General features: G+C 64.5%; 22 protein-coding genes. 9 read left to right on the top strand and 13 right to left on the bottom strand.

Annotated elements, in window-relative coordinates; genetic code table 11:
* Nucleotides 1-196: 196 nt before the first annotated feature.
* On the top strand, nucleotides 197-1,543 hold the full coding sequence (locus tag AC1DFR_RS19945) for an MFS transporter (RefSeq protein WP_476857355.1): 1,347 nt from the start codon (nucleotides 197-199) through the stop codon (nucleotides 1,541-1,543).
* Nucleotides 1,544-1,585: 42 nt separating this feature from the next.
* Here AC1DFR_RS19945 and AC1DFR_RS19940 read toward each other — a convergent pair whose 3' ends face one another.
* Both AC1DFR_RS19940 and AC1DFR_RS19935 read right to left on the bottom strand, forming a co-directional pair.
* Nucleotides 1,586-2,377: an NAD(P)-binding domain-containing protein gene (locus AC1DFR_RS19940; protein ID WP_476874287.1), complete on the bottom strand. Its 792-nt coding sequence runs from the start codon at nucleotides 2,375-2,377 to the stop codon at nucleotides 1,586-1,588.
* A 57-nt stretch (nucleotides 2,378-2,434) separates the two neighbouring features.
* Nucleotides 2,435-2,848, bottom strand: coding sequence for a carboxymuconolactone decarboxylase family protein (locus AC1DFR_RS19935; protein WP_230009358.1), 414 nt, complete (start codon nucleotides 2,846-2,848; stop codon nucleotides 2,435-2,437).
* Between the two features lie 132 nt (nucleotides 2,849-2,980).
* Here AC1DFR_RS19935 and AC1DFR_RS19930 point away from each other — a divergent pair, with 132 nt between their 5' ends.
* Nucleotides 2,981-3,616 carry a TetR/AcrR family transcriptional regulator gene (locus tag AC1DFR_RS19930; RefSeq protein WP_476874286.1) on the top strand — a complete coding sequence of 212 codons (636 nt, stop codon included), beginning with the start codon at nucleotides 2,981-2,983 and terminating at the stop codon, nucleotides 3,614-3,616.
* A 75-nt stretch (nucleotides 3,617-3,691) separates the two neighbouring features.
* Here the strand turns inward: AC1DFR_RS19930 and AC1DFR_RS19925 are convergent, their stop codons facing one another.
* From AC1DFR_RS19925 to AC1DFR_RS19915, 3 genes are all read right to left on the bottom strand, one after another.
* Nucleotides 3,692-4,459 (bottom strand): DUF2182 domain-containing protein, encoded by a 768-nt coding sequence (locus tag AC1DFR_RS19925; protein WP_476874285.1) that lies wholly within the window; start codon nucleotides 4,457-4,459, stop codon nucleotides 3,692-3,694.
* Nucleotides 4,460-5,065 carry a DUF1326 domain-containing protein gene (locus AC1DFR_RS19920; protein WP_476874284.1) on the bottom strand — a complete coding sequence of 202 codons (606 nt, stop codon included), beginning with the start codon at nucleotides 5,063-5,065 and terminating at the stop codon, nucleotides 4,460-4,462.
* Nucleotides 5,066-5,258: 193 nt separating this feature from the next.
* On the bottom strand, nucleotides 5,259-5,462 hold the full coding sequence (locus AC1DFR_RS19915; protein WP_043435465.1) for a hypothetical protein: 204 nt from the start codon (nucleotides 5,460-5,462) through the stop codon (nucleotides 5,259-5,261).
* A gap of 98 nt (nucleotides 5,463-5,560) precedes the next feature.
* On the opposite strand from AC1DFR_RS19915, the gene AC1DFR_RS19910 reads away from it, so the two are divergent.
* Nucleotides 5,561-6,334 carry an ion transporter gene (locus tag AC1DFR_RS19910; RefSeq protein WP_476871981.1) on the top strand — a complete coding sequence of 258 codons (774 nt, stop codon included), beginning with the start codon at nucleotides 5,561-5,563 and terminating at the stop codon, nucleotides 6,332-6,334.
* Between the two features lie 54 nt (nucleotides 6,335-6,388).
* Here the strand turns inward: AC1DFR_RS19910 and AC1DFR_RS19905 are convergent, their stop codons facing one another.
* The gene (locus tag AC1DFR_RS19905) at nucleotides 6,389-7,213 is read right to left on the bottom strand and encodes a VOC family protein (RefSeq protein ID WP_476874283.1); all 825 of its coding nucleotides are present in this window, start codon (nucleotides 7,211-7,213) and stop codon (nucleotides 6,389-6,391) included.
* Between the two features lie 73 nt (nucleotides 7,214-7,286).
* Entirely contained in the window at nucleotides 7,287-7,610 is a 324-nt protein-coding gene (locus AC1DFR_RS19900; RefSeq protein ID WP_476871979.1) for a carboxymuconolactone decarboxylase, read from the bottom strand.
* Between the two features lie 458 nt (nucleotides 7,611-8,068).
* On the opposite strand from AC1DFR_RS19900, the gene AC1DFR_RS19895 reads away from it, so the two are divergent.
* Nucleotides 8,069-8,722: a TMEM175 family protein gene (locus AC1DFR_RS19895; RefSeq protein WP_476874282.1), complete on the top strand. Its 654-nt coding sequence runs from the start codon at nucleotides 8,069-8,071 to the stop codon at nucleotides 8,720-8,722.
* Between the two features lie 204 nt (nucleotides 8,723-8,926).
* The gene (locus tag AC1DFR_RS19890; protein WP_476851136.1) at nucleotides 8,927-9,262 is read left to right on the top strand and encodes a carboxymuconolactone decarboxylase family protein; all 336 of its coding nucleotides are present in this window, start codon (nucleotides 8,927-8,929) and stop codon (nucleotides 9,260-9,262) included.
* A 634-nt stretch (nucleotides 9,263-9,896) separates the two neighbouring features.
* Here the strand turns inward: AC1DFR_RS19890 and AC1DFR_RS19885 are convergent.
* The gene (locus AC1DFR_RS19885) at nucleotides 9,897-10,670 is read right to left on the bottom strand and encodes an ion transporter (RefSeq protein ID WP_476874281.1); all 774 of its coding nucleotides are present in this window, start codon (nucleotides 10,668-10,670) and stop codon (nucleotides 9,897-9,899) included.
* A 427-nt stretch (nucleotides 10,671-11,097) separates the two neighbouring features.
* On the opposite strand from AC1DFR_RS19885, the gene AC1DFR_RS19880 reads away from it, so the two are divergent.
* Nucleotides 11,098-11,787 carry an HAD family hydrolase gene (locus AC1DFR_RS19880; RefSeq protein ID WP_476874280.1) on the top strand — a complete coding sequence of 230 codons (690 nt, stop codon included), beginning with the start codon at nucleotides 11,098-11,100 and terminating at the stop codon, nucleotides 11,785-11,787.
* 118 nt (nucleotides 11,788-11,905) lie between these two features.
* On the opposite strand, the gene ppsA is transcribed toward AC1DFR_RS19880, so the two are convergent.
* Both ppsA and AC1DFR_RS19870 read right to left on the bottom strand, forming a co-directional pair.
* A complete protein-coding gene (gene ppsA / locus AC1DFR_RS19875) occupies nucleotides 11,906-14,323 on the bottom strand; it encodes a phosphoenolpyruvate synthase (protein ID WP_476874279.1) in 2,418 nt (805 codons plus the stop codon).
* Nucleotides 14,324-14,474: 151 nt separating this feature from the next.
* Nucleotides 14,475-15,293: a pyruvate, water dikinase regulatory protein gene (locus AC1DFR_RS19870; RefSeq protein ID WP_028276194.1), complete on the bottom strand. Its 819-nt coding sequence runs from the start codon at nucleotides 15,291-15,293 to the stop codon at nucleotides 14,475-14,477.
* Nucleotides 15,294-15,416: 123 nt separating this feature from the next.
* Between AC1DFR_RS19870 and AC1DFR_RS19865 the strand changes: the two genes are divergently transcribed.
* Entirely contained in the window at nucleotides 15,417-15,755 is a 339-nt protein-coding gene (locus AC1DFR_RS19865; protein ID WP_476857366.1) for a hypothetical protein, read from the top strand.
* A gap of 30 nt (nucleotides 15,756-15,785) precedes the next feature.
* Here the strand turns inward: AC1DFR_RS19865 and AC1DFR_RS19860 are convergent, their stop codons facing one another.
* Nucleotides 15,786-16,109, bottom strand: a complete 324-nt coding sequence (locus AC1DFR_RS19860) for a hypothetical protein (RefSeq protein WP_476874278.1) — start codon at nucleotides 16,107-16,109, stop codon at nucleotides 15,786-15,788.
* A 12-nt stretch (nucleotides 16,110-16,121) separates the two neighbouring features.
* Nucleotides 16,122-17,585 (bottom strand): protein adenylyltransferase SelO, encoded by a 1,464-nt coding sequence (locus AC1DFR_RS19855; RefSeq protein ID WP_476874277.1) that lies wholly within the window; start codon nucleotides 17,583-17,585, stop codon nucleotides 16,122-16,124.
* A 104-nt stretch (nucleotides 17,586-17,689) separates the two neighbouring features.
* Between AC1DFR_RS19855 and AC1DFR_RS19850 the strand changes: the two genes are divergently transcribed.
* Entirely contained in the window at nucleotides 17,690-18,274 is a 585-nt protein-coding gene (locus AC1DFR_RS19850; RefSeq protein ID WP_476874276.1) for an HhH-GPD-type base excision DNA repair protein, read from the top strand.
* 15 nt (nucleotides 18,275-18,289) lie between these two features.
* On the opposite strand, the gene AC1DFR_RS19845 is transcribed toward AC1DFR_RS19850, so the two are convergent.
* Nucleotides 18,290-19,333 carry a Gfo/Idh/MocA family protein gene (locus tag AC1DFR_RS19845; protein WP_476874275.1) on the bottom strand — a complete coding sequence of 348 codons (1,044 nt, stop codon included), beginning with the start codon at nucleotides 19,331-19,333 and terminating at the stop codon, nucleotides 18,290-18,292.
* A gap of 357 nt (nucleotides 19,334-19,690) precedes the next feature.
* On the opposite strand from AC1DFR_RS19845, the gene AC1DFR_RS19840 reads away from it, so the two are divergent.
* The gene (locus tag AC1DFR_RS19840) at nucleotides 19,691-21,139 is read left to right on the top strand and encodes a sugar porter family MFS transporter (protein ID WP_476874274.1); all 1,449 of its coding nucleotides are present in this window, start codon (nucleotides 19,691-19,693) and stop codon (nucleotides 21,137-21,139) included.
* Nucleotides 21,140-21,222: the final 83 nt, after the last annotated feature.

Raw genomic sequence — 21,222 nt, 5'->3', positions numbered from 1 at the left:
CATCGAAACACCTGTGACGCAGCGCACACCCCTACGGTGGAAGCAGGCACACGGACGCAACGCCGCCAGGCGCTGCGCACTAATCTCGTCCCATTTCTTGTCGCATCATCACCGTCGCTTGCGAAGACCGGAGACAGCGTTGCGCCGACCCACAGTCCTGCTTCAGACCCACAGTCCTGTTTCAAAGGAGAAACAAATGACACACCCAATGACTTCGCGGCCCGCGATGACACCGCGGCGGGCGGCCACAGCTGCGCTGCTCGGCAGCGCCCTGGAGTACTACGACTTTTTCGTGTACGGCGCCGCGGCCGCCCTCGTTTTCAACGTGCTGTTCTTTCCATCCGGCGATCCCACCGTTGCGCTGATCGCATCGTTCGCCACCTTCGCAGTGGGCTACGTGGCACGGCCCGTCGGTGCGGTGGTGATGGGACACTTCGGCGATCGAATCGGCCGCAAACGCGTCATGCTGGCCACGGTCGTCATGATGGGCATCGCCTCCTTCGCCATCGGCTGTCTTCCGACGTACGACCAGGTGGGCCTGTTGGCCCCGGCACTGCTGGTGGTCCTGCGCGTCGTGCAAGGCTTCTCCGCGGGGGCCGAGTCGGCGGGAGCCTCGACATTGACCGTCGAGCACTCCCCCGTCGGGCGCCGTGGATTCTTCACCAGTTTCGTTATGGTCGGCTACGCAGTCGGCTGCTCGCTGGCCACCATCGTGTTCCTGCCGGTGGCGCTCCTGCCCGCCGGGGAACTCTACAGCTGGGGCTGGAGGATTCCCTTCTGGCTCAGCGCCGTCGTCGTCGTCATTACTTACTACGTGCGGAGCCACCTCGACGAAACGCCGGTGTTCGCCGAGGCGAAGGAAGAAAGCGCAGTTCGCAGGCTGCCGCTGAACGACGTGTTCAAGTACCACTGGCGGAAGGTCATCCGCGTCGCCGGGGCATCACTGATGGCAGCGATGCAGACCCTGTTCGCCGTGTTCAGCCTTTCGTACGCAACCTCAGTCGGGGTGGACCGGAGCGCGATGCTCGCGGTCATCTCCGGCGCAATTGCGCTGTCGATTGTCGGCATCCCGGCGGCCGGCTACCTCTCCGACGTCATCGGCCGCAAGAAGACGATGCTGATCGCCTCTGCCGGCTGTTCGCTCACGATCTTCGGATACCTTTGGGCGATCGCGACGACGGATATCGTGCTGATCGCGATTTTCGCGTTCCTCAACATGACGCTGTTCTTCAGCTGCTACAACGGCGTGTGGACATCGTTCTTCGCCGAGCAATTCCCGGCACCCGTCCGGTTCACCGGCATGGCCGTCAGCAACCAGCTCGGCAACCTCCTCGCCGGATTCGCCCCAATGGTCGCGGCGATTCTCCTCAAGCCGGGCCCGTCGGGCTGGCTTCCGGTGGCAATCTTTGGCGCGGTTGCCGCCGGCATTGCCGCGGTCGCGGTGATCGGGCTGCGCGAGACCTCCAAGACACCGACGGAACTGCTCGGTGGCCCCCGGGCGGCGGACCAGGTGCGTCAACTGGACACCGTCACGACCGCCTGACCCCGCTCCCACGTGAGCCAGCCCCGGCTGGCCCACCTGGGCTCACTCGTTTCCGGGATCGGCGCCCAGCAGGGCACGCGCCTGGAGGATCGCTTGTTCGACGTCGTCGTTGAGGTCTCCGGTGGGGAGTGAGCCGAGTTCACCGCGGAGCAGGCCGACGTCCTTGAGAAGCAGGTCGTACTGGACGTCGACGAGGTTGTCGCTCATCCAGCTCTGCCCAGTGGAGACGCCGATGACCTCGACGAGGTCCCCGGCGGGTACTCCGTGTTCGGCTGCGAGGTTGAGCATCCGAGCTGTGGCGGCCAGGTTGTAGGTAGCCAGGGCGTTGTTGAGGAGTTTCACCAAGGCCGGCTGGCCATAGGACTGCATCCGGAAGACGCGGCCGGAGATGACAGCCAGCAGCCTGCCCTCGGCATCGGTGGGGGCGGGGCCGGCGAGGAAGATGGTCATCGAACCGTGGCGTGCACCCTGGGGGCCGCCTGAGACCGGGGCTTCGAACGCGCGCCAGGACTCCGGAGCCGACGCAAAAATCCTCCGGGCGTCCGCGGGTGCGAGCGTGGTGTGGACGAAGACGGTCAGCGGCCGTTCGGTATGGTCTTTAAGGGCCTCGAACACGGAGGAGACCTGGTCGGCCAACCGCACCGCAATGTGGACGCTGTCGACCGACGACCAGTCAACCGCGGCGAGGTCGTTGCCGGCAGGTGATTTGTTCTCGTCCGACCACTCGCGGATGCGGTCCTGGTTGAAGTCGTAGCCATAAACCGCTTTTCCCAGCTCGGCGAGGTGTGCGCCGATGTTTCCGCCGATGGGTCCGAGTCCTATTACCAAATGCATGAGCGTTCCTTGAGTGTGAGGGAGGAGATTGTGGAGGGCGAGGGGCGGAGGAGCACCTCAGTCCGTGGGTGAATCCGGGGTCAGACCGCGCTCCGCCATGACCTCCTTGACGAGGGTCAGTGCGTTGAGCACCCGCGGGAACCCGATGTAGGGGATGCAGTGGATCAGGGCACCGACGATCTTCTCTTTGGTCAGGCCCACGTTGAAACCTGTGTTGATGTGCAACTTCAACTGGGGCTCGGTGCCCAGGGCAACCAGCGTGGAGATGGTCACCATTGTCTGCTCCTGCTGGGTCAGGGCAGTCCGGGAGTAGATGTCCCCGAAGGCGAAGGAGACGATGTAGTCGGACAGGTCCTCGTCCAGGCTCTTGTAGGACTCGACGAGCTTGACGTGGTCGAACGTGTTCGCGTGTTCCGTGGAGACGAGTTCCATCATGCGGTCGAGTCCGCGCTGGTAACGATCTGTGGCCATGTCGGCGCTCCTAAAGTGCGTAGGGTGGTTGTGGGTTTGTCGGGTGGGTTGCTTCAACCACCCGCGAAACGCTACGTTGCGTAGCGTTATTAACATTAGCGCTTCTGGCGCGGAACGGGAAGGGGCATGGATGTGGCTAACCCCACAGTGACGGGCGAGGACGGGACAGCCGCGGCCCCTCAACCCACGGACACGGGACGGCGCGCGCGGACGGAGAAGTTGATTCTTGCCGCCACGAGGGAAATGCTCGCGGAGTCTGGAGTCAACGGCCTGACTGTCGAGGGCGTGGCGAACCGTTCCGGCGTGGCCAAGACGACCATCTACCGCCGGTATCGGTCGAAGACCGACCTCGCACTGGCCGTCCTGCTGGACTCGGTCGAATACCTGGGGACGACGCCGGATGTCGGGGATACGTACGCCGAACTGGCGGCAGTGGTTGACCGCACCATCGAGCTCCTTAGCTCCACCCTGATAGGCCGCATCATGCAGGGCCTCGTATCGGAGGTCGCTGCGGACCCGGAACTTGCGCGTGCTTACCGGGAGCGGGTGGTGAACCGCCGGGTGGCAGATGTACGCCTCCTGGTGGAGCGGGGCATCTCCCGAGGAGACCTGAGCCCGGACGTCGACGCCGAGATGCTCACCGACCTCCTGCTGGGGCCGATCTACTACCGGTTCTTCCTGAGCGGCTCGCCGCTGGACGAGGGCTTCGGGGTCCGGCTGGTCAGCACGCTGTTTTCGCGCCGACCCGCCCACGGGGGCACGCCGTAGAAGCGATGACGGCGCGGGGCCCCCGTGCCGACGTCGGTCCCCGGACTGTCATTCGAAAACGACGGTCAGCGTCCCTTACATGGGCGCGGGCATGTATAGCCCGGGCAGCAGCTCCGGGTGTGCCGGGACGAAGAGCGCGAAAACGATCAGCGAGACACCGGTTATCCGGCTGAAGGCGGGCCCGAATTTCCATGTCTTCTCCAGGAAGATAACTACCGTGAGCACGGCCATCCACGGCAGGTTCATCACGCCCACGGCAATCAGCACCACCATGAGCCCCCAACAGCAGCCGACGCAGTACACGCCGTGGTACATGCCGACGCGGACGTCCCGCAAGCGGCCCTTGTACCCGGACACGTGCAACAGGAAGGCTATGGGCGACCGGCAGTGCCTGAGGCAGAAGTCCTTCAGCGGCGTCAGCTGGTAGGCGCCGGCCGCCACGAGCACTCCGGCACCCACCCAGGGTGCGATGTCCGCCGCGTTCTGAGCCAACAGCGCAGACATAGCCGCGGCCGCGTAGGCCACGACGCCGAATCCGATCCATGTCAGAAGGTAGCCGCCTACCAGGGCCGTTGTCCGGATCGCCCTGATGCGGGGGCTGCGTACGGCACGGATGGACCTGAGGTACGTCGACGTGAGCGGCTCCAGCGCTGGCAGCATCATGGCTGTCATCATCAGCGCCCACACCGCCAGGAAACCCCAGAGCCTCAATCCCATCGTTCCCGGGCCCGTGGACATGTCGGAAAGGCCTAGGAACGTCAGGTACCAGGCCAGCGCGGCGCACCCGATCAGCGCCACCTCTGCGGCGTGGTGGCTGACTGTCAGGCGGCTGGTGCCCGGCACCTACGCGGACCAGGCGAAGGGGGCCGAGAAAGAGTTCTTCCCGGCGTTATCCCAGGTCATCCCGAACACGTCGACGCGGGCGGTGCTGGATGTGCCGGCCGCCAGAGTGTCGGCCGGGAATCCGACCCCGCTAAGTTTCACTCCCCGCCCTGTGGAATCAAATGGATTCATGAAGTCCTCGACCACCATGTCAACGGCACTGCCTATACGCACCTGGTGGATACGCCCGTCGTCGGCGTAGGCCATTTCCAGGGACTCCATGCCCGCCATTTCACCGATCAAGGGAGCGAGGCCCTCCATCGGTCCGCCGAGCTGGCCGCCGAAGACGGCACCGAGCGCTTCGGCCTGCTCGGCGGAGGCGGCGGCGTCCATCAGGAGACCGACCTTCCAGCCCCCCTCACTCATCAGGGCCGGGGTATCGGCCACGACGCAGACTGTCAGACCGCCGACGTCGACACCGTTGACTTCGCCGGTTTCCACGTGGAAGGCCAAGGCCACGTTGCAGCGGTCATTGTCCGCCGGTGCCGTCTGTCCTGTCGCCGTACACGGGCAGACCATGTCGCAATTGCAATTCTCAAAGTATGTACCCTCGACATGCCACGGCATTTAGGGCTCCTTTCGAAGAGGCCCCCCAAAACAAATCCTCCTCGCGGCCCTGAGCAGTGTCAACGTCCTGCGGACACCCCTGCAAAAGGCCATTCTGGGCGGCCCTGCCCTTCGAATGGAGGGGTGGGGGTCATGCGGCCGGGATGGGCGCCAGGGCGACTTTTCCGTTTGCAGCAGCGGTGTAACACCGCTGCTAGCTGGCCGGCGTCACGACGTCCTCCAGCATTGACCTGTCGAAGAATCGGACCTCGCCCGTTGCCTGGAAGAACACCGGGACGACCGAGGTGCTCGGGTCCTTCGAGGTTTCGTAGATCTCAGGCGCTCCCCCGTGTTTGCGCGCGATAGTTCCAACCAGGTCAGTGCCGCGAACCCGGACGGTTCGATATTTGTAGCTCATGTGGACCCCTTCGTCTGCCGACCCCTTCGTCTGCCAAGGCAAACCCTACTCCTGAAAAAGTGTCAGCCACGCCGTTGCTTGCGTGCCAGAATCCTCATATGACCAAGGAACGAAGTGAACTGAAGAGCACCGGATACGAGATCTTCATCGGTATCCTTTCGATCCTGTCGATTATCAATCTCGTGCTCTTGTATGTCGTGCAGGACCAGTACCTCGACACGGTGCTCACCGTGATGAACGCCATTTTCAGTGTGATCTTCCTTGCGGACTTCCTCTACCGGATCGTCACCGCGCCATCGGCCGGCGCCTATTTCTTCAAGCACTTTGGCTGGGCCGACCTGTTGGCCAGCGTGCCTGTCGCGCAATTCAAGATCCTGCGCATCTTCCGGCTGATCCGGGTGTACCGCCTGCTCCGCGATGTCGGCGTCCGCACGATCAGCCGCGCGCTGATCAAGGATCGGGCCGGCAGCTCCCTGTACATCCTGCTGCTCATGGGCATTCTCGTGCTCGAATTCGGCAGCCTCGCCATGCTCCGCGTCGAGCAGTACGCCCCAGGGGCCAACATCACGACCGCCTCCGACGCCATCTGGTACACCATCGTCACGATCTCGACAGTCGGATATGGTGACCAGTATCCGGTCACCGAACCGGGCCGTATGATCGGGGCAGGCATTATTGTCCTCGGTGTCGGCATCTTCGGCACATTCACCGGCTACCTGGCCAACTTCTTTCTGTCTCCCAAGAATCCCGCACCGCCGGTCGATGCCGCCGGGACGGGGACCGCGACGGTCGAAGGACTCCGTCAGCGCCTCGAAGAGTCCGAAGCCAAGCTCACCGAGATCAAAAAGCTGCTTGCCGGGCCAACCGGGTGAACGTTCGTCCCATAGCTGCCGCCATCTGACCCGGCGCCTCTATTGAAGGAGCGCTCATCGCGACGGAGGCGTGAACTGGCTGGCGGTAAACTCCGCTCCCTGGGGGTCCCGGATCAGTGCCGTGCGCGTCCACTCGGTCTCGCTTTGGCTAACGACTTGGGCGCCGAGTCGCTTCGCATCAACCACCGTCCGGTCCCGGTCAGCAACGGTGAACGAGACGTGCCAGTGCGGCAGTTCGTCGGGGGCCGTGGTCGCGATCCAGGCGATCGCATCCTCGAAGCCAGGTGGAGGGGCCAGCGCTGACTGCCTTTCCCTGATGCCCGGATCGATTGTCGCCTCAAGGTGATCACCGTAACCGGGCCTGCGGATCATCATCGCGAAGCCGAGGTCGTCGACTTTCCAGCCAAACACGTCCTCATAAAACTTGATGGCCGCGCCGGGGTTAGGCGTGTGGAGATCGCTGAAATTCCAGGACCCCGGCTGATTGGCCACCTGTGCCCCCAAGCGTCGCTTGGCTTGCCAGATGCGGATCCCGGCGCCCCCTGGATCGGTCAGCGCCGCACTGCGGCCGCCTTCTCCAGCGTCTGCGGCTGCCGACCGTACCGTAGCGCCGGCAGCGACCAGACGCTGCACTGCGGTATACGCGTCCTCGACGGATACGTAGGTATTCCATGTCGCGGCACCCCGGGTGTCCGCCATCCCGGCGACGTCCTGGCCGTCGAGCTTGGCAATCAAGTATCGGCCTGGCGCGCCCGCCGGCACGGCGTCCTCGAACGTCCAGCCAAAGAGGCCGGCATAGAACTCGGCGGCCGCCTCGACGTCGGGCTGCTCGGTGTCGATCCAACACGGTACGCCCTTAGGGTAGGTTCGCTGGGTCATGTCTCGCTCCCGCAGTCCCTTTCGTAGTACCGCTTGGCGTGATCAGTCCTCGGCCGGGGCATCGGCTTCAGCCTCAAGCTCGGCTTCGAGCTCGGCTTCGGCCACTGCGATGACAAAGCCGAGCGCAATGGCGAGGTTTGCTGCCTGCCGCCACGATCCGGGGAGTGCCGACAATGGGCGCAACTGCGATGACGATGCCCTGGACATCATCTGCCGTGACGCCGGCGTCGACCGCCGTACCGGCGTTGAGCAGGTAGGAGGCGGGTGGAGCGTCGACGGAGACGAGGGCCGCGATACGGGCCAGCATCAACTCGCGGGGAACAAGGGTGGAGCGTTCGAGCGACACGGCGGTGATGTCGGCGAGGGCGTCGACGACGGGGGTTTCTTCTTCGGCCATGATCATGTCTCCATCTGGATTTGGTGTTGGGTGCCGAGCCGACGGCACGGGCGAGGGGCCCGGCCCGTCTGCAAAGTAACCCTGTACGTCCCAGGGAGACATCACCCCCGCGGGATGAACCGATCGCCGGCCATCGGACTCCGTAACAGACGGGCCTCGAGGGTGCGGCGGGATCATTTCTCGGTAGCCGCCAAGTAGCGAGGTCGCCTTTGACGCACAATTGCTGACCCGCCCAAAAGGGTTTGAGCCCGATGTATCCGTCGGCCCCAATGCCGAGCGATATACCCCGTTACGGTGTCGGCTGGAAGAAGGTCTGGATGAAACGTAGGAGTCGGTGAGTCCGTCATATGTGGGGCCGAAATCGGCCATGGGGCGTGGCTGACCCACGGGCAGCGCATCAAGTAGATCGTTCGTTGCGGATGAGCCGGATGTCAAGAAGCGGCTGCCATGCTTGTCCCATGGATGACCAGGTTGGTGCCGGGCAGCCGCAACCCCGGCCGTCTGCCTATCGGACCGGGCGGATGGAAGCATTCAGCGACGGCGTGTTCGCCATCGCGATAACGCTCCTCATTTTGGAGATCTCGGTCCCTGCCGGCTCCCACGAGAACCTCGTCGGCGCGCTGGTCGACCTGTGGCCGTCGTACTTAGCCTACTTGGTCAGCTTCTCGACGATTGGGGCGGTCTGGTTTGCCCACACGGTTATCACCGAATACCTCGACCATGCCGACTCGGTGTTCGTACGGCTGAACCTGTTACTGCTCCTGGTTGTCTCGTTCCTGCCTTTTCCGACGAAGTTGCTGGCCGAATTCATCCACGAAGCCGGGCCCGAGCGGATCGCGGCGACCGTCTACGGCATCAACCTGCTCCTATCGATGATCATGATTTCGGTGACCTGGCGATATGCTGTCCGCGCGCGTCTCGTGCGCCCGGATCTGGCTGATGAGGACGTGAAGACCCTCACCAAACGGCTCACGCCCACGCTGGGCGTGTACGTCGCCATGATCCTGATTGGGCTGGTCCAGCCAGTCATCGCCGTCTTCGGCTACCTGGCACTCGCCCTGTTTATCCTCCTGCCGTTCAGCGCCATCCGGCGCCGTTCCCGTTCCGCTTGACCGGCGGGTAGGCAGAATCGGGGGCTTTGCATTCAAGATTCCTGTCGATGCGCTGCGGCCGCCACGGCGGGCTGAGCATCGGTTCATCCCATGGGGGTGATGTCGTCCTCCGCTTTCGAGGGTTACGTTGATGTCGAGTCGCAGCGACCGGCCCCGGTCGCGCCACTCGCCGTACAATCACCGCAACCAGATGGAGACATGGCCATGGCCGAAGAAGAAACCCCGATCCTGGACGCCCTCGCCGACCTCACCGCCGTATCGGTTGAACGCTCGACGCTTGATCCTCGCGAGTTGATGCTGGCCCGGATCGCTGCCCTCGCCGCCGTCGACGCCCCGGCCGCGTCCTACTTTTTCAATGCCAGTACCGCGATGGATGTCGGCATCACCAGTGAGGACATCCAGGGCATCCTGATCGCTGTTGCCCCAATCGTCGGCACCCCCCGGATCGTGGCGGCAACCGGCAACCTAGCCAGCGCCCTGGGCTTCGCCCTCGAATTGACCGAGGCTATGGCCGAGGCAGAAGCGGAAGCCGAGGGCTAATCCCGTCCGGACCACGGCGCCGTGGCGCGCGGGCTCGTGGGAGGGGAACCTGCACGGGCGGCATATCGCCTTCGGGCTACGCCGGAATGATCCTCGTCCCGGTCTGTGCAGACGACGTCGTGGGGTCCGGTGCTGACGTTCTCCCCTCCGGTCCACGCATTCCGGCTCAATGTGGCAGGGGACGCGTAGATCTGCCCCGGGTGGTTATGACCGGTTTGGATCGCACGGATAGGCGGTTATTTCTGGCCCCACCTCGTGACTCGCCGGCACCCTGGTGGATGGAGCCGAGAGTGGAGTTGTTCGCGCGGATCCGAAGCGATGCCCGGGCATGTCGGTTCGTGGCCTTGCGGCCCTCCGCAGGGTTCACTGGAGTCGTGTCGGCCGATCAGGACGAAGCGGCTTCGATGAACTTCTCGTCACCCACCTTCACGGCCTTGACACCGGACGCTGTCTCCGGACGGTGTGGGGCAGGACCGACCCGTCAAAGGCAAGCGGCCTTTCGCACCCGGACCGGGGCGCTGGCCAAACCGGCAGCGAAGGTCCAACTCTTGCCCCGGCAGGCACACACGGGCAGTGCCAAAAGTCATTGGTTCGGCGAAGAACCCTGGCAGGCAGCCGGGCCGGGGAGGCCCAGCTAGGTTGGCTCGGTGAGCAGCTTTCTGATCTCGGTGAGCTTGGCTTCGGACTCTTCGAGGCGCAGGCGGAGTGCTTCGACCGTCGCGCTGGTGTTGGCCGCATCGACGGGCGGTGCGGGTTCCTTCTTCCGGGGAGCCAGGAAGAAGTTGGCCAGGTAGCCGGTGAAGGTGCCGAAGATGCCGACACCGACGACGATGATGCCCGCACCGAGAATACGGCCGGCACCGGTGACCGGAAATTGGTCACCGTATCCCACTGTCGAGATCGTGACGATCGTGTACCAGATGGCGTCCGAGGCCGTCGTGATATTGGCCCCCGGCGCATACTGCTCGATGCGGAGCATCATGAGGCTTCCGAATTCCAGTACGAAAATGCCCATGAGCAGCAGGATGTACAGGGAGCTGCCGGCCCGGTCTTTGCTCAGTGCGCGGCCGATTGTCCGGATGCCGACGTCGCGGAGCAGGCGGTACACCCGGATCAGCCGGAAGATGCGCAGGAACTTGAGTTGCGCGAAGGGCATGCTGGCCAGCAGGTCGGCCCAGCCGAAGTGCCTGAAGAAATAGGCGCCCGCCGATGGCGCGGTGAGGATCCGGTAGAGGAAGTCGGCGAGGAAGATCACGCTGAAAAGGGCGTTCATCACCTCGAGCACGGTGTCGAGCGACTGCTCCCGCGCGGCATACACGAGCACGAGATTGACGATCGACAGGAGCGAAAGGATTCCGATGAAGATCTCATATCCGATGCTCTTCAGTTCACTGCGTTCCCTGGTCATGTGAGGATTCTGGCACGAAAGCCGTCAAGTGCCCGACACTTTTTGCCCTTCTCTGACCGGACCGCAGTGCCTCTGTTCAATAGCCTGGGACGCAAGTGCCCGGCCTGGGGCCTCGCCGGGATCGAGGCATGGTCTAAGTGTCGTTAGCCGCTCCCCCACGGCGACGACCGCCGCATGCACGCCGCCACGAAAATTCCCCTGCATTAAGTAGTCTTACCATGCAAGCTTCCAGCAGAGTCGAGGAGGTTAAAGTGGCCAGACATTTGGAGTTGGAGCACTCGCTGCAGAGTGGTGGCGGCGTTCTGATCGTGGACGCTGAGGAGTCTTTGACAGGTCCTTCGGACGCCGGTCTGGAAAGATCCGTTATGGGCCGAGCCGTTGCCTGGTCAGGCACATGCGGCCGCCCTCAACCAAAGGTGGGGTAGCAATGGTGCCAGGTTCAAAATCGGAAAAGAAACGAGGCGTCCTTTTCGACGTCGACGGGACCTTGATTGACTCCAGCTATTTCCATGCCCTTGCCTGGTGGCAGGCGTTCCGGCGGGAGGGGCTGGACATCCAGATCTCGGCTATCCACCGCTGCGTCGGCATGGGCGGCGACAAGCTCATCGAACACTTGGTCCCCGGGTGCACCACGGACATGCAGGAAGACCTCAAATCCGCGCACGGCGCCGTGTTCTCCACGTTTTGGCCTTCCCTGCGCCCCTTCGACTCTGCCCGGGACCTCCTGGCCGCATGCTCCGGCGCCGGGCTGGCCGTGGGTTTGGCATCATCAGCGCAGGAGCGCGACCTGGACGTCGCCCGGCGCCTCCTGGACGCCGGCACGTCCATCGATGCGTGGACCAGTTCCAACGACGCCGACGAGAGCAAGCCCGCTCCCGACATTCTGCTGGCGTGCCTGGAAAAGCTTGAGCTCAGCCCGGCGGACGTCGTGTTTGTTGGCGACGCCGTCTGGGACGTGCTGGCCGCCGCGGCAATCGGAGTTCCCGCCATTGCCCTGACCTGCGGCGGAATCAGCGAAGCCGAGCTGCGGGAGGCCGGTGCCGCCGAAGTTTACGACAATCCGCGGCACCTGTTGGAGAACCTTGAAAGCAGCGCGATTGGAAAGCTGAGCGCCTGAGGCCTTCCGCCCGTGCGGCTTCCAACGCCTGAACGGCCGCCCAGGCAGCACGGTCTGGAATTCTCAGTCCGTGCTGCCCGGCGGGTGTCCGGCCTGTCTTACTTGGACGCCGCGGCTGTCAGTTCGCCCCGGCCCCGACGCCTGCCTCGACGGCCGGGCCGGCTGTGGCGCCGGCAAGGCGCAGCCAGGTGTCCACCACGGTGTCGGGGTTCAAGGAGACCGAATCGATGCCTTCCTCGACCAGCCACTCGGCGAAGTCCGCGTGATCGCTCGGACCCTGGCCGCAGATGCCGACATATTTGCCGCGCACCTTGCAGGCCGCGATGGCCATGCTCAGGAGCTTTTTGACGGCCGGATCGCGTTCATCGAAGCCGCCCGAGACAATCGCGGAGTCCCGGTCCAGGCCCAGGGCCAGCTGGGTCATGTCGTTGGAGCCGATGGAGAACCCGTCGAAGTAGTCCAGGAACTCATCGGCGAGCAGCGCGTTGGATGGGATCTCGCACATCATGATCACCTCTAGGCCATTCTCGCCGCGGGTGAGGCCGTTCTCCCCCAGCAGTTCGATAACGCCGCGGGCCTCATCCAGGGTCCGTACGAACGGGATCATCAGCTTGACGTTGGTCAGGCCCATCTCGTTGCGGACAAAGGACAGGGCCTCACACTCGAGGTCGAAGCAGTCCCGGAAGGACGGCTCCAAGTAGCGTGAGGCGCCGCGGAAGCCGATCATCGGGTTCTCTTCGTGCGGCTCGTAGGCGGGCCCGCCGATCAGGTTGGCGTACTCGTTGGACTTGAAGTCGGACATGCGCACAATCACGGGTTCCGGCGCGAACGCCGCCGCGATGGTGGACACGCCCTCGGCCAGGCGCTTGATGTAGTAGTCGCGCGGGCTCTCGTACGCGGCGATGCGCTCACGGATTTCCGCGGCGACGTCCGCCGGCTGCTCGTCGAGATTCAGCAGTGCCTTGGGGTGGATGCCGATCTGGCGGTTGATGATGAATTCGAGCCGGGCCAGGCCCACTCCGTGGTTGGGCAGTTGCGCGAACGTGAAAGCCTGCTCCGGGGTGCCGACGTTCATCATGACCTTGACGGGGGCCTCGGGCAGCTGGGTAATCTCGGTTTCCTCGACGCTGAAGTCCAGGAGCCCTTCGTAGATCACGCCGGTTTCACCGTCGGCGCAGGACACGGTCACGTCGAGGCCGTCCGAGAGGGCATCGGTGGCGTCCCCGGTGCCGACGACGGCGGGAATCCCCAGTTCCCGGGCAATGATGGCCGCGTGGCACGTGCGCCCGCCGCGGTTGGTCACGATGGCGGAGGCACGCTTCATGATCGGTTCCCAGTCCGGGTCGGTCATGTCGGCGACGAGGACATCACCGGTTTTGAAGGCGGCCATCTGGTCGATCGCGGTGAGGATGCGGACGCTGCCGGCGCCGATGCGCTGGCCAATGGCGCGGCCCTCGACCAGCACCCGGCCGGTCCCGTTGAGCCGGAACCGGCTCAGGCTGCCGGAGGCGCGGCGGGACTGCACGGTCTCCGGGCGCGCCTGCAGGATGTACAGGCCGCCGTCGATCCCGTCCTTGCCCCATTCGATGTCCATGGGGCGGCCGTAGTGGTTCTCGATGGCGACGGCGTGCCGGGCGAGCTGCTCGACGTCGTCGTCAGTGAGGCTGAAGCGGTTCCGCAGGGACGCCTCGACCGGTACGAAGTCGATAGTGCGGCCGATTTCGCGGCTGCTCGTGTAGGTCATCTGCAGGGCCTTCTCGCCCAGTCCGCGCTTGAGGATTGCAGGCCGGCCGGCCTGCAGCGCGGGCTTGTAGACGTAGAACTCGTCGGGGTTGACGGCGCCCTGGACGACAGCCTCGCCGAGGCCGTAGGAGGACGTGACGAACACGGCGTCCTGGAACCCGGACTCTGTGTCCATGGTGAACATGACGCCGGAGGCGCCGACGTCGGAGCGCACCATGCGCTGGATGCCGGCCGAGAGCGCCACCTCGGCGTGCTCGAACTTGTGGTGCACCCGGTAGGCGATCGCCCGGTCGTTGTAGAGGGACGCGAACACGTCCTTGATGGCGAGCAGGATGTTCTCGATGCCGCGGACGTTCAGGAAGGTTTCCTGCTGCCCGGCGAAGGAGGCATCGGGGAGGTCTTCCGCCGTGGCGCTGGAACGGACGGCCCAGGACAGGTCCTCAGAGCCGCCGTGCTTGTCCACCAGCTGCTGGTAGGAGTTCCGGATCTGCGCTTCGAAGTCAGGCAGGAAGGGCGTCTCGCGCATGAGGGCCCGGATCTCCTGCCCGGCGGCTGCCAGGGCGGTGACGTCATCGGTGTCCAGGCCGACCAGCCGGTCGGCGATCTTCTGGTCGAGGCCCGAATCCGCCAGGAAGTTGCGGTAGGCATCCGCGGTGGTGGCGAAGCCGTCGGGAACCTGGACGCCGGCGGAGGTCAGGTTCTGCACCATCTCACCGAGGGAGGCGTTCTTCCCGCCCACCCGGTCCAGGTCCTTGAGTCCGAGTTCTGAGAACCACAGGATGTCTGTCGTCATAGTTACTGCTCCTTTGCAGATGATGGCATGCAAGTGCGCCGCCCCGCTTGCGGCGATGGCCGGTTGATGGGCGCAAGTCCTGTCCACAGTGACAGGTCTCCAGCGCACTTTCCACATGACGTGCGCCACACTAAGTTTGTGAAACTTTTCTCTAATGCTTGAGGTTCATCCGCTGCAGGATGGTTGCCGCCATTTCCTCGACGGACACCGTGGCCGAATTCAGGTACGGAATCCTATGGGAGACGTACAGCTGCTCGGCGCTGCGCAGCTCGAAGCCGCACTGCCGCAGCGACGCGTAGGGTGAGCCCCGGCGCCGTTCGGTGCGGATCTGGCTCAGGCGCAGGGGGTTGGAGGAGAGCCCGAAACACTTCTCAACGAAAGGCCTCAGCGGCTTGGGGAGCCCTTCCCGTTCAAAGTCTTCGTCCACCAGCGGGAAGTTGGCGGCGAAAATGCCGTGCTGCAGGGCCAAGTACATGGTGGTGGGCGTTTTTCCGCAGCGGGACGGCGCCACCAGGATGACTTGGGCCTTTTCGAGCGCCCGCAGGCTTTGGCCGTCGTCGTGTTCCATGGCGTATTCGACGGCGGCCATCCGGGATTGATACCGCTCCGCATTGCCCAGGCCATGGGCCCTGCCGGGTTCGCCGCTGGCCGGCGAACCGAGGGCCTGCTCCAGCTGTCCGACATGAGTCCCGATGAGATCCACGATGATCCCCTGGCACGTACCCAGGACCTGGCGGATATCGCTGCTTACCGCGGTGGAAAACACGATCGGCTGCAGGCCCGTGGCGGCCAGTTTGTCGATAGTGCCGACCACCGTCCTGGCCTGTTCGACCGTGGTGATGAAGGGGACCGTGATGCGGTCAAAGTGGTTCGCGGGGAACTGCGTCAGCAAGGTGTTGCCGAGCGTTTCCGCGGTGATGCCGGTGCTGTCCGAAAGGAAGTAGACAGGCCGAAGATCGTCTTTGGTCATGAACGCATTCTCCCCCACGCCGGGACCGGTCCGGTATCGGGCAGCCGGCGGGTCCCTACCCCGTCTCCGGTCCCGGACGTAGACTGCTCGCTTACAACGCCACCAGCTATCCGGGAGATCGACATGAACTATGCAGGGACCGGGAACGAGAAGGCCGTCACGGCAAGTGACCTTAACCGGACACATGTCGGACTGACCGTGAGCTTCCAGCCGGACGAATTTACCGTGGTCTTCGGCCGGATTGGCGCCATTGCGCGCAAGGAGGGTGGTGTGACCATCGCGCTGGCAGGGGTGGACGGTGCGGGTGGCCTGGCGTCCCATTACAGCCTGCCTCCCGCCCAACAGGTCTACGTCCAGCCGGACATGCTCACCAATACGGAGACGACCATCAAGGATTTGTTCGGCAAGGTGCAGGAGAATCTGCGGAGCCACAAGGGAGATCAGCGGCCGGACACCGTGTAGGGCTCACTGATCCCTGACACGGTCACAGTGCTACGTGTTGAGGTCCCAGTGGACACGGATCGCTTCGGCAACCGGTCCGGCGGTGACATCAATCCGGAAAGCAACGGGCGCGGTCCCAGTCTCTTCGATGACAGCGTCATGGTAAACGCGGCCGCAGGAGGAGCACAGGGTGTAGAGATCCTCGTCCTCAGGCCAGGCAGCCAGCCCCGCGGGCACGGGAACGTTTCCGCCAATGTGAACGGGCATGCCCTGTGAGTTGGCCTGAATCAATCCCTCGCTGCTGACGGTATTGCCGCAAACGCAGGTGATGGTGGTGACGTCATGATCGATGACCTCGGCGAATTCGGTATCCATGATCAGTCCCCCTCAGGTTCCGCAGAAGGTTCGGTACGGGCCAAAGCTTTCTGGGGCGGCAGCTGCGTAGCGCTCGAGGCCGGACCGCTCGTCGAAAGGCGAGGCGACTGCGTCCAGCAGCCGTGCCAGCGGATCCAGGTTTCCGACGGTAGCGGCCGCCAGGGCCTCCTCCACCAGGTGGTTCCGCGGGATGTAGATGGGGTTGACCCGGTCCATGGCGTCAGCATCCGGTGCCAAGGCACGCCATCGCCCCACCCAGGCATCGAAAGCTGCCGTGTCCTGGACCTGGCCCCGCGCGGCTTCGGCACGGCCGCGGGCGGCTTTGCCGAGGTGCCGGAAAAACGAGGTGTAGTCGGCCCGTGACTCCTGCATTAAAGCCACAAGTTCGTCCACGAGAGGCGAGGCCACGTCGTCGTCGAGCCCGTCACGGAACCCCAGCTTGGCCTTCATGCCTGCCGACCAGGCGTCACTGTACTGCCGGCGGAACTCGCCGAGTGCTCCCACCGCGAGCTCGACCGCCTGCTCCTCGTCGTCGTTGAGCAGGGGCAGAAGCGACTCCGCGAGCCGGGCAAGATTCCACTCCGCCACCACCGGCTGGTTGCGGTAGGCGTAGCGCCCGCTCTCGTCGATCGAACTGTAGACAGCGGCCGGGTCGAAGCCTTCCATGAAGGCACACGGCCCGTAGTCGATCGTTTCGCCCGAAATCGTCATGTTGTCGGTGTTCATGACCCCGTGAACGAATCCGACGAGCATCCACTGGGCCACCAGCGAAGCCTGGGCGGATATGACCCCTTGGAAGAGTGCGAGATATCGGTTTCCGGCGTCCGCGGCGGCGGGGTGGTGACGGGTCAGGGCGTAGTCGGCGAGGCGGCGAAGGAGGCCGATGTCGCCCGTGGACCGGGCGTACTGGAAGCTGCCCACGCGCAGGTGGCTGCTGGCTATCCGGGTCAGAATGGCGCCGGGCAGGAGCGTCTCGCGCTGCACCGAACGTCCCGTCGCGACGACGGCGAGGGAACGGGTCGTGGGGATGTGCAGCGCGTGCATCGACTCGCTCACGATGTATTCGCGCAGCATGGGCCCGACCACCGCCTGGCCGTCCCCGTTGCGGGCAAACGGCGTGCGTCCTGATCCCTTGAGGTGGACGTCGCGGAGCTGCCCGTCCGCGTGCCCGATCTCGCCCAGCAGGAGTGCGCGCCCGTCGCCGAGGCGGGGCGCGTACCAGCCAAACTGGTGGCCGGCGTAGGCCTGCGCCACCGGACTGGCATGGGCAGGGACGGCGTTGCCGGTCAACAGACGCAGACCCTCCGGACTCCGGAGGAAGGCCGGATCGAGGCCCAGCTCAGCGCCGAGGTGCTCGTTGAGCACCAAAAGGTGCGGCTCGGGCGCCTCCTCCGCGCGCCAGGGAATGGCCATCTCCTGGAACTCCCGGGCGAAGCGGCCATCAAATGTGACGGTTGAATGCGCTGTGCCACTCATCTTTCAAGGATACCGGCCACAGCGTCAGCAATGCCGCTGGTCGCGGCGGAGCAGATTCGGGCCGGTGCCATGACGTGGCGCGGAGCTGGTGGCAGGATGGGCGCATGGAACTGCACATCACGGGCGACGCCGCCGCCGACCAACTGCTCAGCAATGACGCGTTCGCACTCCTCGTTGGCATGCTGCTTGACCAGCAGGTGACCATGGAGTCTGCGTTTGCCGGACCCGAAAAGATCCGGACGCGCATCGGGTCCATGACCCCTGCCGCAATCGCCGAATACGACCCGGCCGGCTTCGTTGAGATCTTCAAGGAGCGTCCATCCATCCACCGCTTCCCCAGCTCCATGGCCGGCCGCGTCCAGGACCTCGCTGCGACCGTCCAAGGCGATTGGAATGGGGACGCAACTGCCATCTGGAACCAGGACGACCCGGACGGTGAGGAAGTGCTGCGCAGGTTGAAGGGCTTGCCCGGCTTCGGAGAGCAAAAGGCCAGGATCTTCCTTGCACTGCTAGGCAAGCAGTGCGGCCTGCAGGCGCCAGGCTGGCGTGAGGCCGCCGGCCCCTATGGCCAGGAGAGCGCATTTCTTTCTGTCGCCGACATCGTGGACCCCGAGTCGCTGAAAAGAGTGCGCGCCAGCAAGCAGGCTGCCAAGGCCGCCACCAAAGCCGCGAGGGCATCCGAGCGCTGATACGGAGGGCCTGGATCAGCGGCTTCCAACGGCTTCGCCGGGGAACACGATTCCGAGCTGGTTCCTGATGGCGTCGGCGACGGCCATGGTCCGGATGGATTCGGCGAGCGGCCGCTGCGGAACCTCCAGCCGCCCTGCCGCAATGGCGCGGGCGACGGCGGCAGCCTCGAAGTGCAGGCCCTCGAAGTGTGCTCCGGCCGGCTCCTCGTAGGCCAGCCGGGTACCATCCGGGAAGTGGACGCTGAAGTTGCCTGGCATGTTGAAGGGCCCGTCAATTGACAGTGAAGCCTCGGTGCCCACAATGGTGGCGGACGTCGGCGTGAAGTTGTGCAATTGGGTGTTCATCATGGCCTGGCGTCCGCCGGCAAAGGACATGACGGCCGAAAGCTGGGCATTGACTCCGGATTCGTGCGGTTCACCGAGCGCCAGCAGGCGGTCCGGTTCGCCCAGGACGGACGTGATGAGCGAGAGCGGATAGGTCCCCAGGTCCAGCAACGGGCCGCCCGCCAGAGCCGGGTCAAAGATCCGGTGGCTGGGGTCAAAGTGCTCACCGTATTCGGCGAAGACCGTAGTAACGTCCCCGAGCATTCCGGAGTCGAGCACTTGCCGGATGACGTCGAACTTGGGCAGGAAAAATGTCCACATGGCTTCGGCGGCGAACAGGCCGGCGTCGGCGGCCCGGCTGGCGATGCCGGCCGCCTGCGCACGGTTGATGCCTATCGGCTTTTCGACCAGAACGTGCTTGCCGGCGTCGAGCGCCATGAGGGCGGCCTCGTAGTGGAAGTTGTGCGGCGTGGCCACGTAGACGATGTCGACGTCGGCGGCCGCCAGCTCCTCATAGCTGCCGAAGGCAGCGGGGATGCCGTGCCGTCCAGCAAAGGCTTCGGAACGGTCCAGCGAGCGGGACCCGATTGCGGCGATAATCTGCGAGGTGTGCGCCTGGACGGATTCCGTAAAGCGTTCCGCGATCCAGCCGGGACCCATGATCCCCCAGCGGAGTGGTGGTGCGGCTCGGGAACCCGGGACCCGGGACACCGGGAGTGAGGAGTTCCCGGTCATGTGCCGGCCTCCCTGGTGTTGACATCGATTCGCATGAGACTCATCGCCCTTTCCCTGACTTTGTCCTGACATAGTAACAAGCCGTTTCATCCGGGAAAAGCCCCTGAAGAAATAGCCGCTCCACCCCGGCGCCACCTACTAGTCTTCCGGCATCCTCCTCGCCGCCCCGCCCGCGGACTTGCCCCTGACCGCCCGCCTCCAGGATGCGCGTTGATACTTTGAGCGTATGTCAAGACAAACTCTTGACTGTCTCGTTAGAGCGCTCTAACGTTGAAGGTGCGTGATCCAGCACACTCCCTGAGAACGCTCCGAATTCAAAGTCCGCCCTCCAGGTCGGCCGAATCGAGGAAGTCAACAATGTCGTTGCACACAGCAAGCTCGCCCGCATCGGGCTCAAAACACCGCGGATATCTCGCCCGTCTCACTGTCATCTCCACACTCGGCGGACTCCTGTTCGGCTACGACACCGGCGTGATCTCCGGTGCGCTGCTCTACATGCAGGACTCCTTGAGCATGAGCCCGGTCGAAGAGGCCACCGTCGTCAGCGCACTGCTCTTCCCTGGTGCCGCGGTGGGCGCACTGAGCGGCGGCAGGCTCGCCGATAAGCTTGGGCGGCGCGGCACGCTGCTTGTGTGCGCGCTGCTCTTCCTTCTCGGCGCGATAGGCTGCGCCATCGCACCGACCGTCGGGTTCATGGTCGTTGCCCGCGTCATCCTCGGTCTTGGCGTCGGCGCCGCTGCCGTAACGTGCCCTCTTTACCTGGCAGAAATGGCGCCCGCACATCTGCGCGGGCGCATGGTCACCATCAACGAACTGATGATCGTTACCGGACAGATGCTTGCTTTTGCCATCAACGCACTCCTCGACGCCGTCATCCACGACGCGGAGGTCTGGCGCATCATGCTTGGCATTGCCTCCATCCCCGCCATCGCACTCCTGATCGGCATGCTCGTCCTGCCCGAATCGCCGCGCTGGTTCGCTATCCGCGACAGGCTCGAGGACAGTCGCCGCATCCTCAACCTCAGTCGCAGCCCGGAGGAAGCCGATTTCGAATACAAAGAAATCGTTGAGTCCGCGAATACGGCCCGGAATGAGCGCTCCAGCGCCTGGCGCGATCTGAAGAACAATCTCTGGATGCGCCGGCTCCTCTGGGTCGGCATCGGGCTCGCCGCAGCCCAGCAGGCAACGGGCATCAATACCGTGAACTACTACGCCCCCACCATCCTCGAGCGCAGCGGCCTCGGCGTGAGCGCATCGCTCGTGGCGACCATCGCCGTCGGCGTCACGTCGGTGCTGATGACCGTCCTGGGTATCTGGCTGCTGGGCTTCATCGGGCGCCGCCGCATGCTGGTCATTGGCTTCTCCGGGGTCGTAGCTTCGCAGGCACTCCTCGCCGTCGTCTTCACACTCCCCCAGTCGGACCTCGTCAGTTACACCATTCTGGCGGCGATGATGCTGTTCGTGGCCTTCGTGCAGTGCTTCATCGGCACGTGCGTGTGGCTACTGCTCTCCGAGATCTTCCCGCTGGCCATCCGCGGCTTCGCGATGGGCATCGCGGTGTTCGCCCTCTGGACCGTGAACGCGGCGATCTCCTTCCTGTTCCCGATCCTGGTCGTCGCCCTGGGCTCAACCGGCACGTTCACCGTGTTCGTGCTGGTGAACATTGTTTCCCTGATCTTCGTGGCGAAATTCGTGCCGGAGACGAAGGGGCAATCCCTGGAAGAGCTGGAGGTGCACTTCCGCACCGGAGGCATTCCAATCATCGTGCCTCCCACGGTACCGGGCGAGAAGGCGGTATCTCTCTGAGAATCGAACGTCCGTAGCCATTGCCGCCGGGGCCTCCCCCACGGGACAGGCATGCGGCCGGCGTCAGGCAGCAGTGGAACCGG

Source organism: Arthrobacter sp. 05T410 (genome assembly GCF_056396505.1).
The sequence above is the reverse complement of the archived record's forward strand: the minus strand, read 5'-3'. Positions and strand labels throughout refer to the sequence as shown.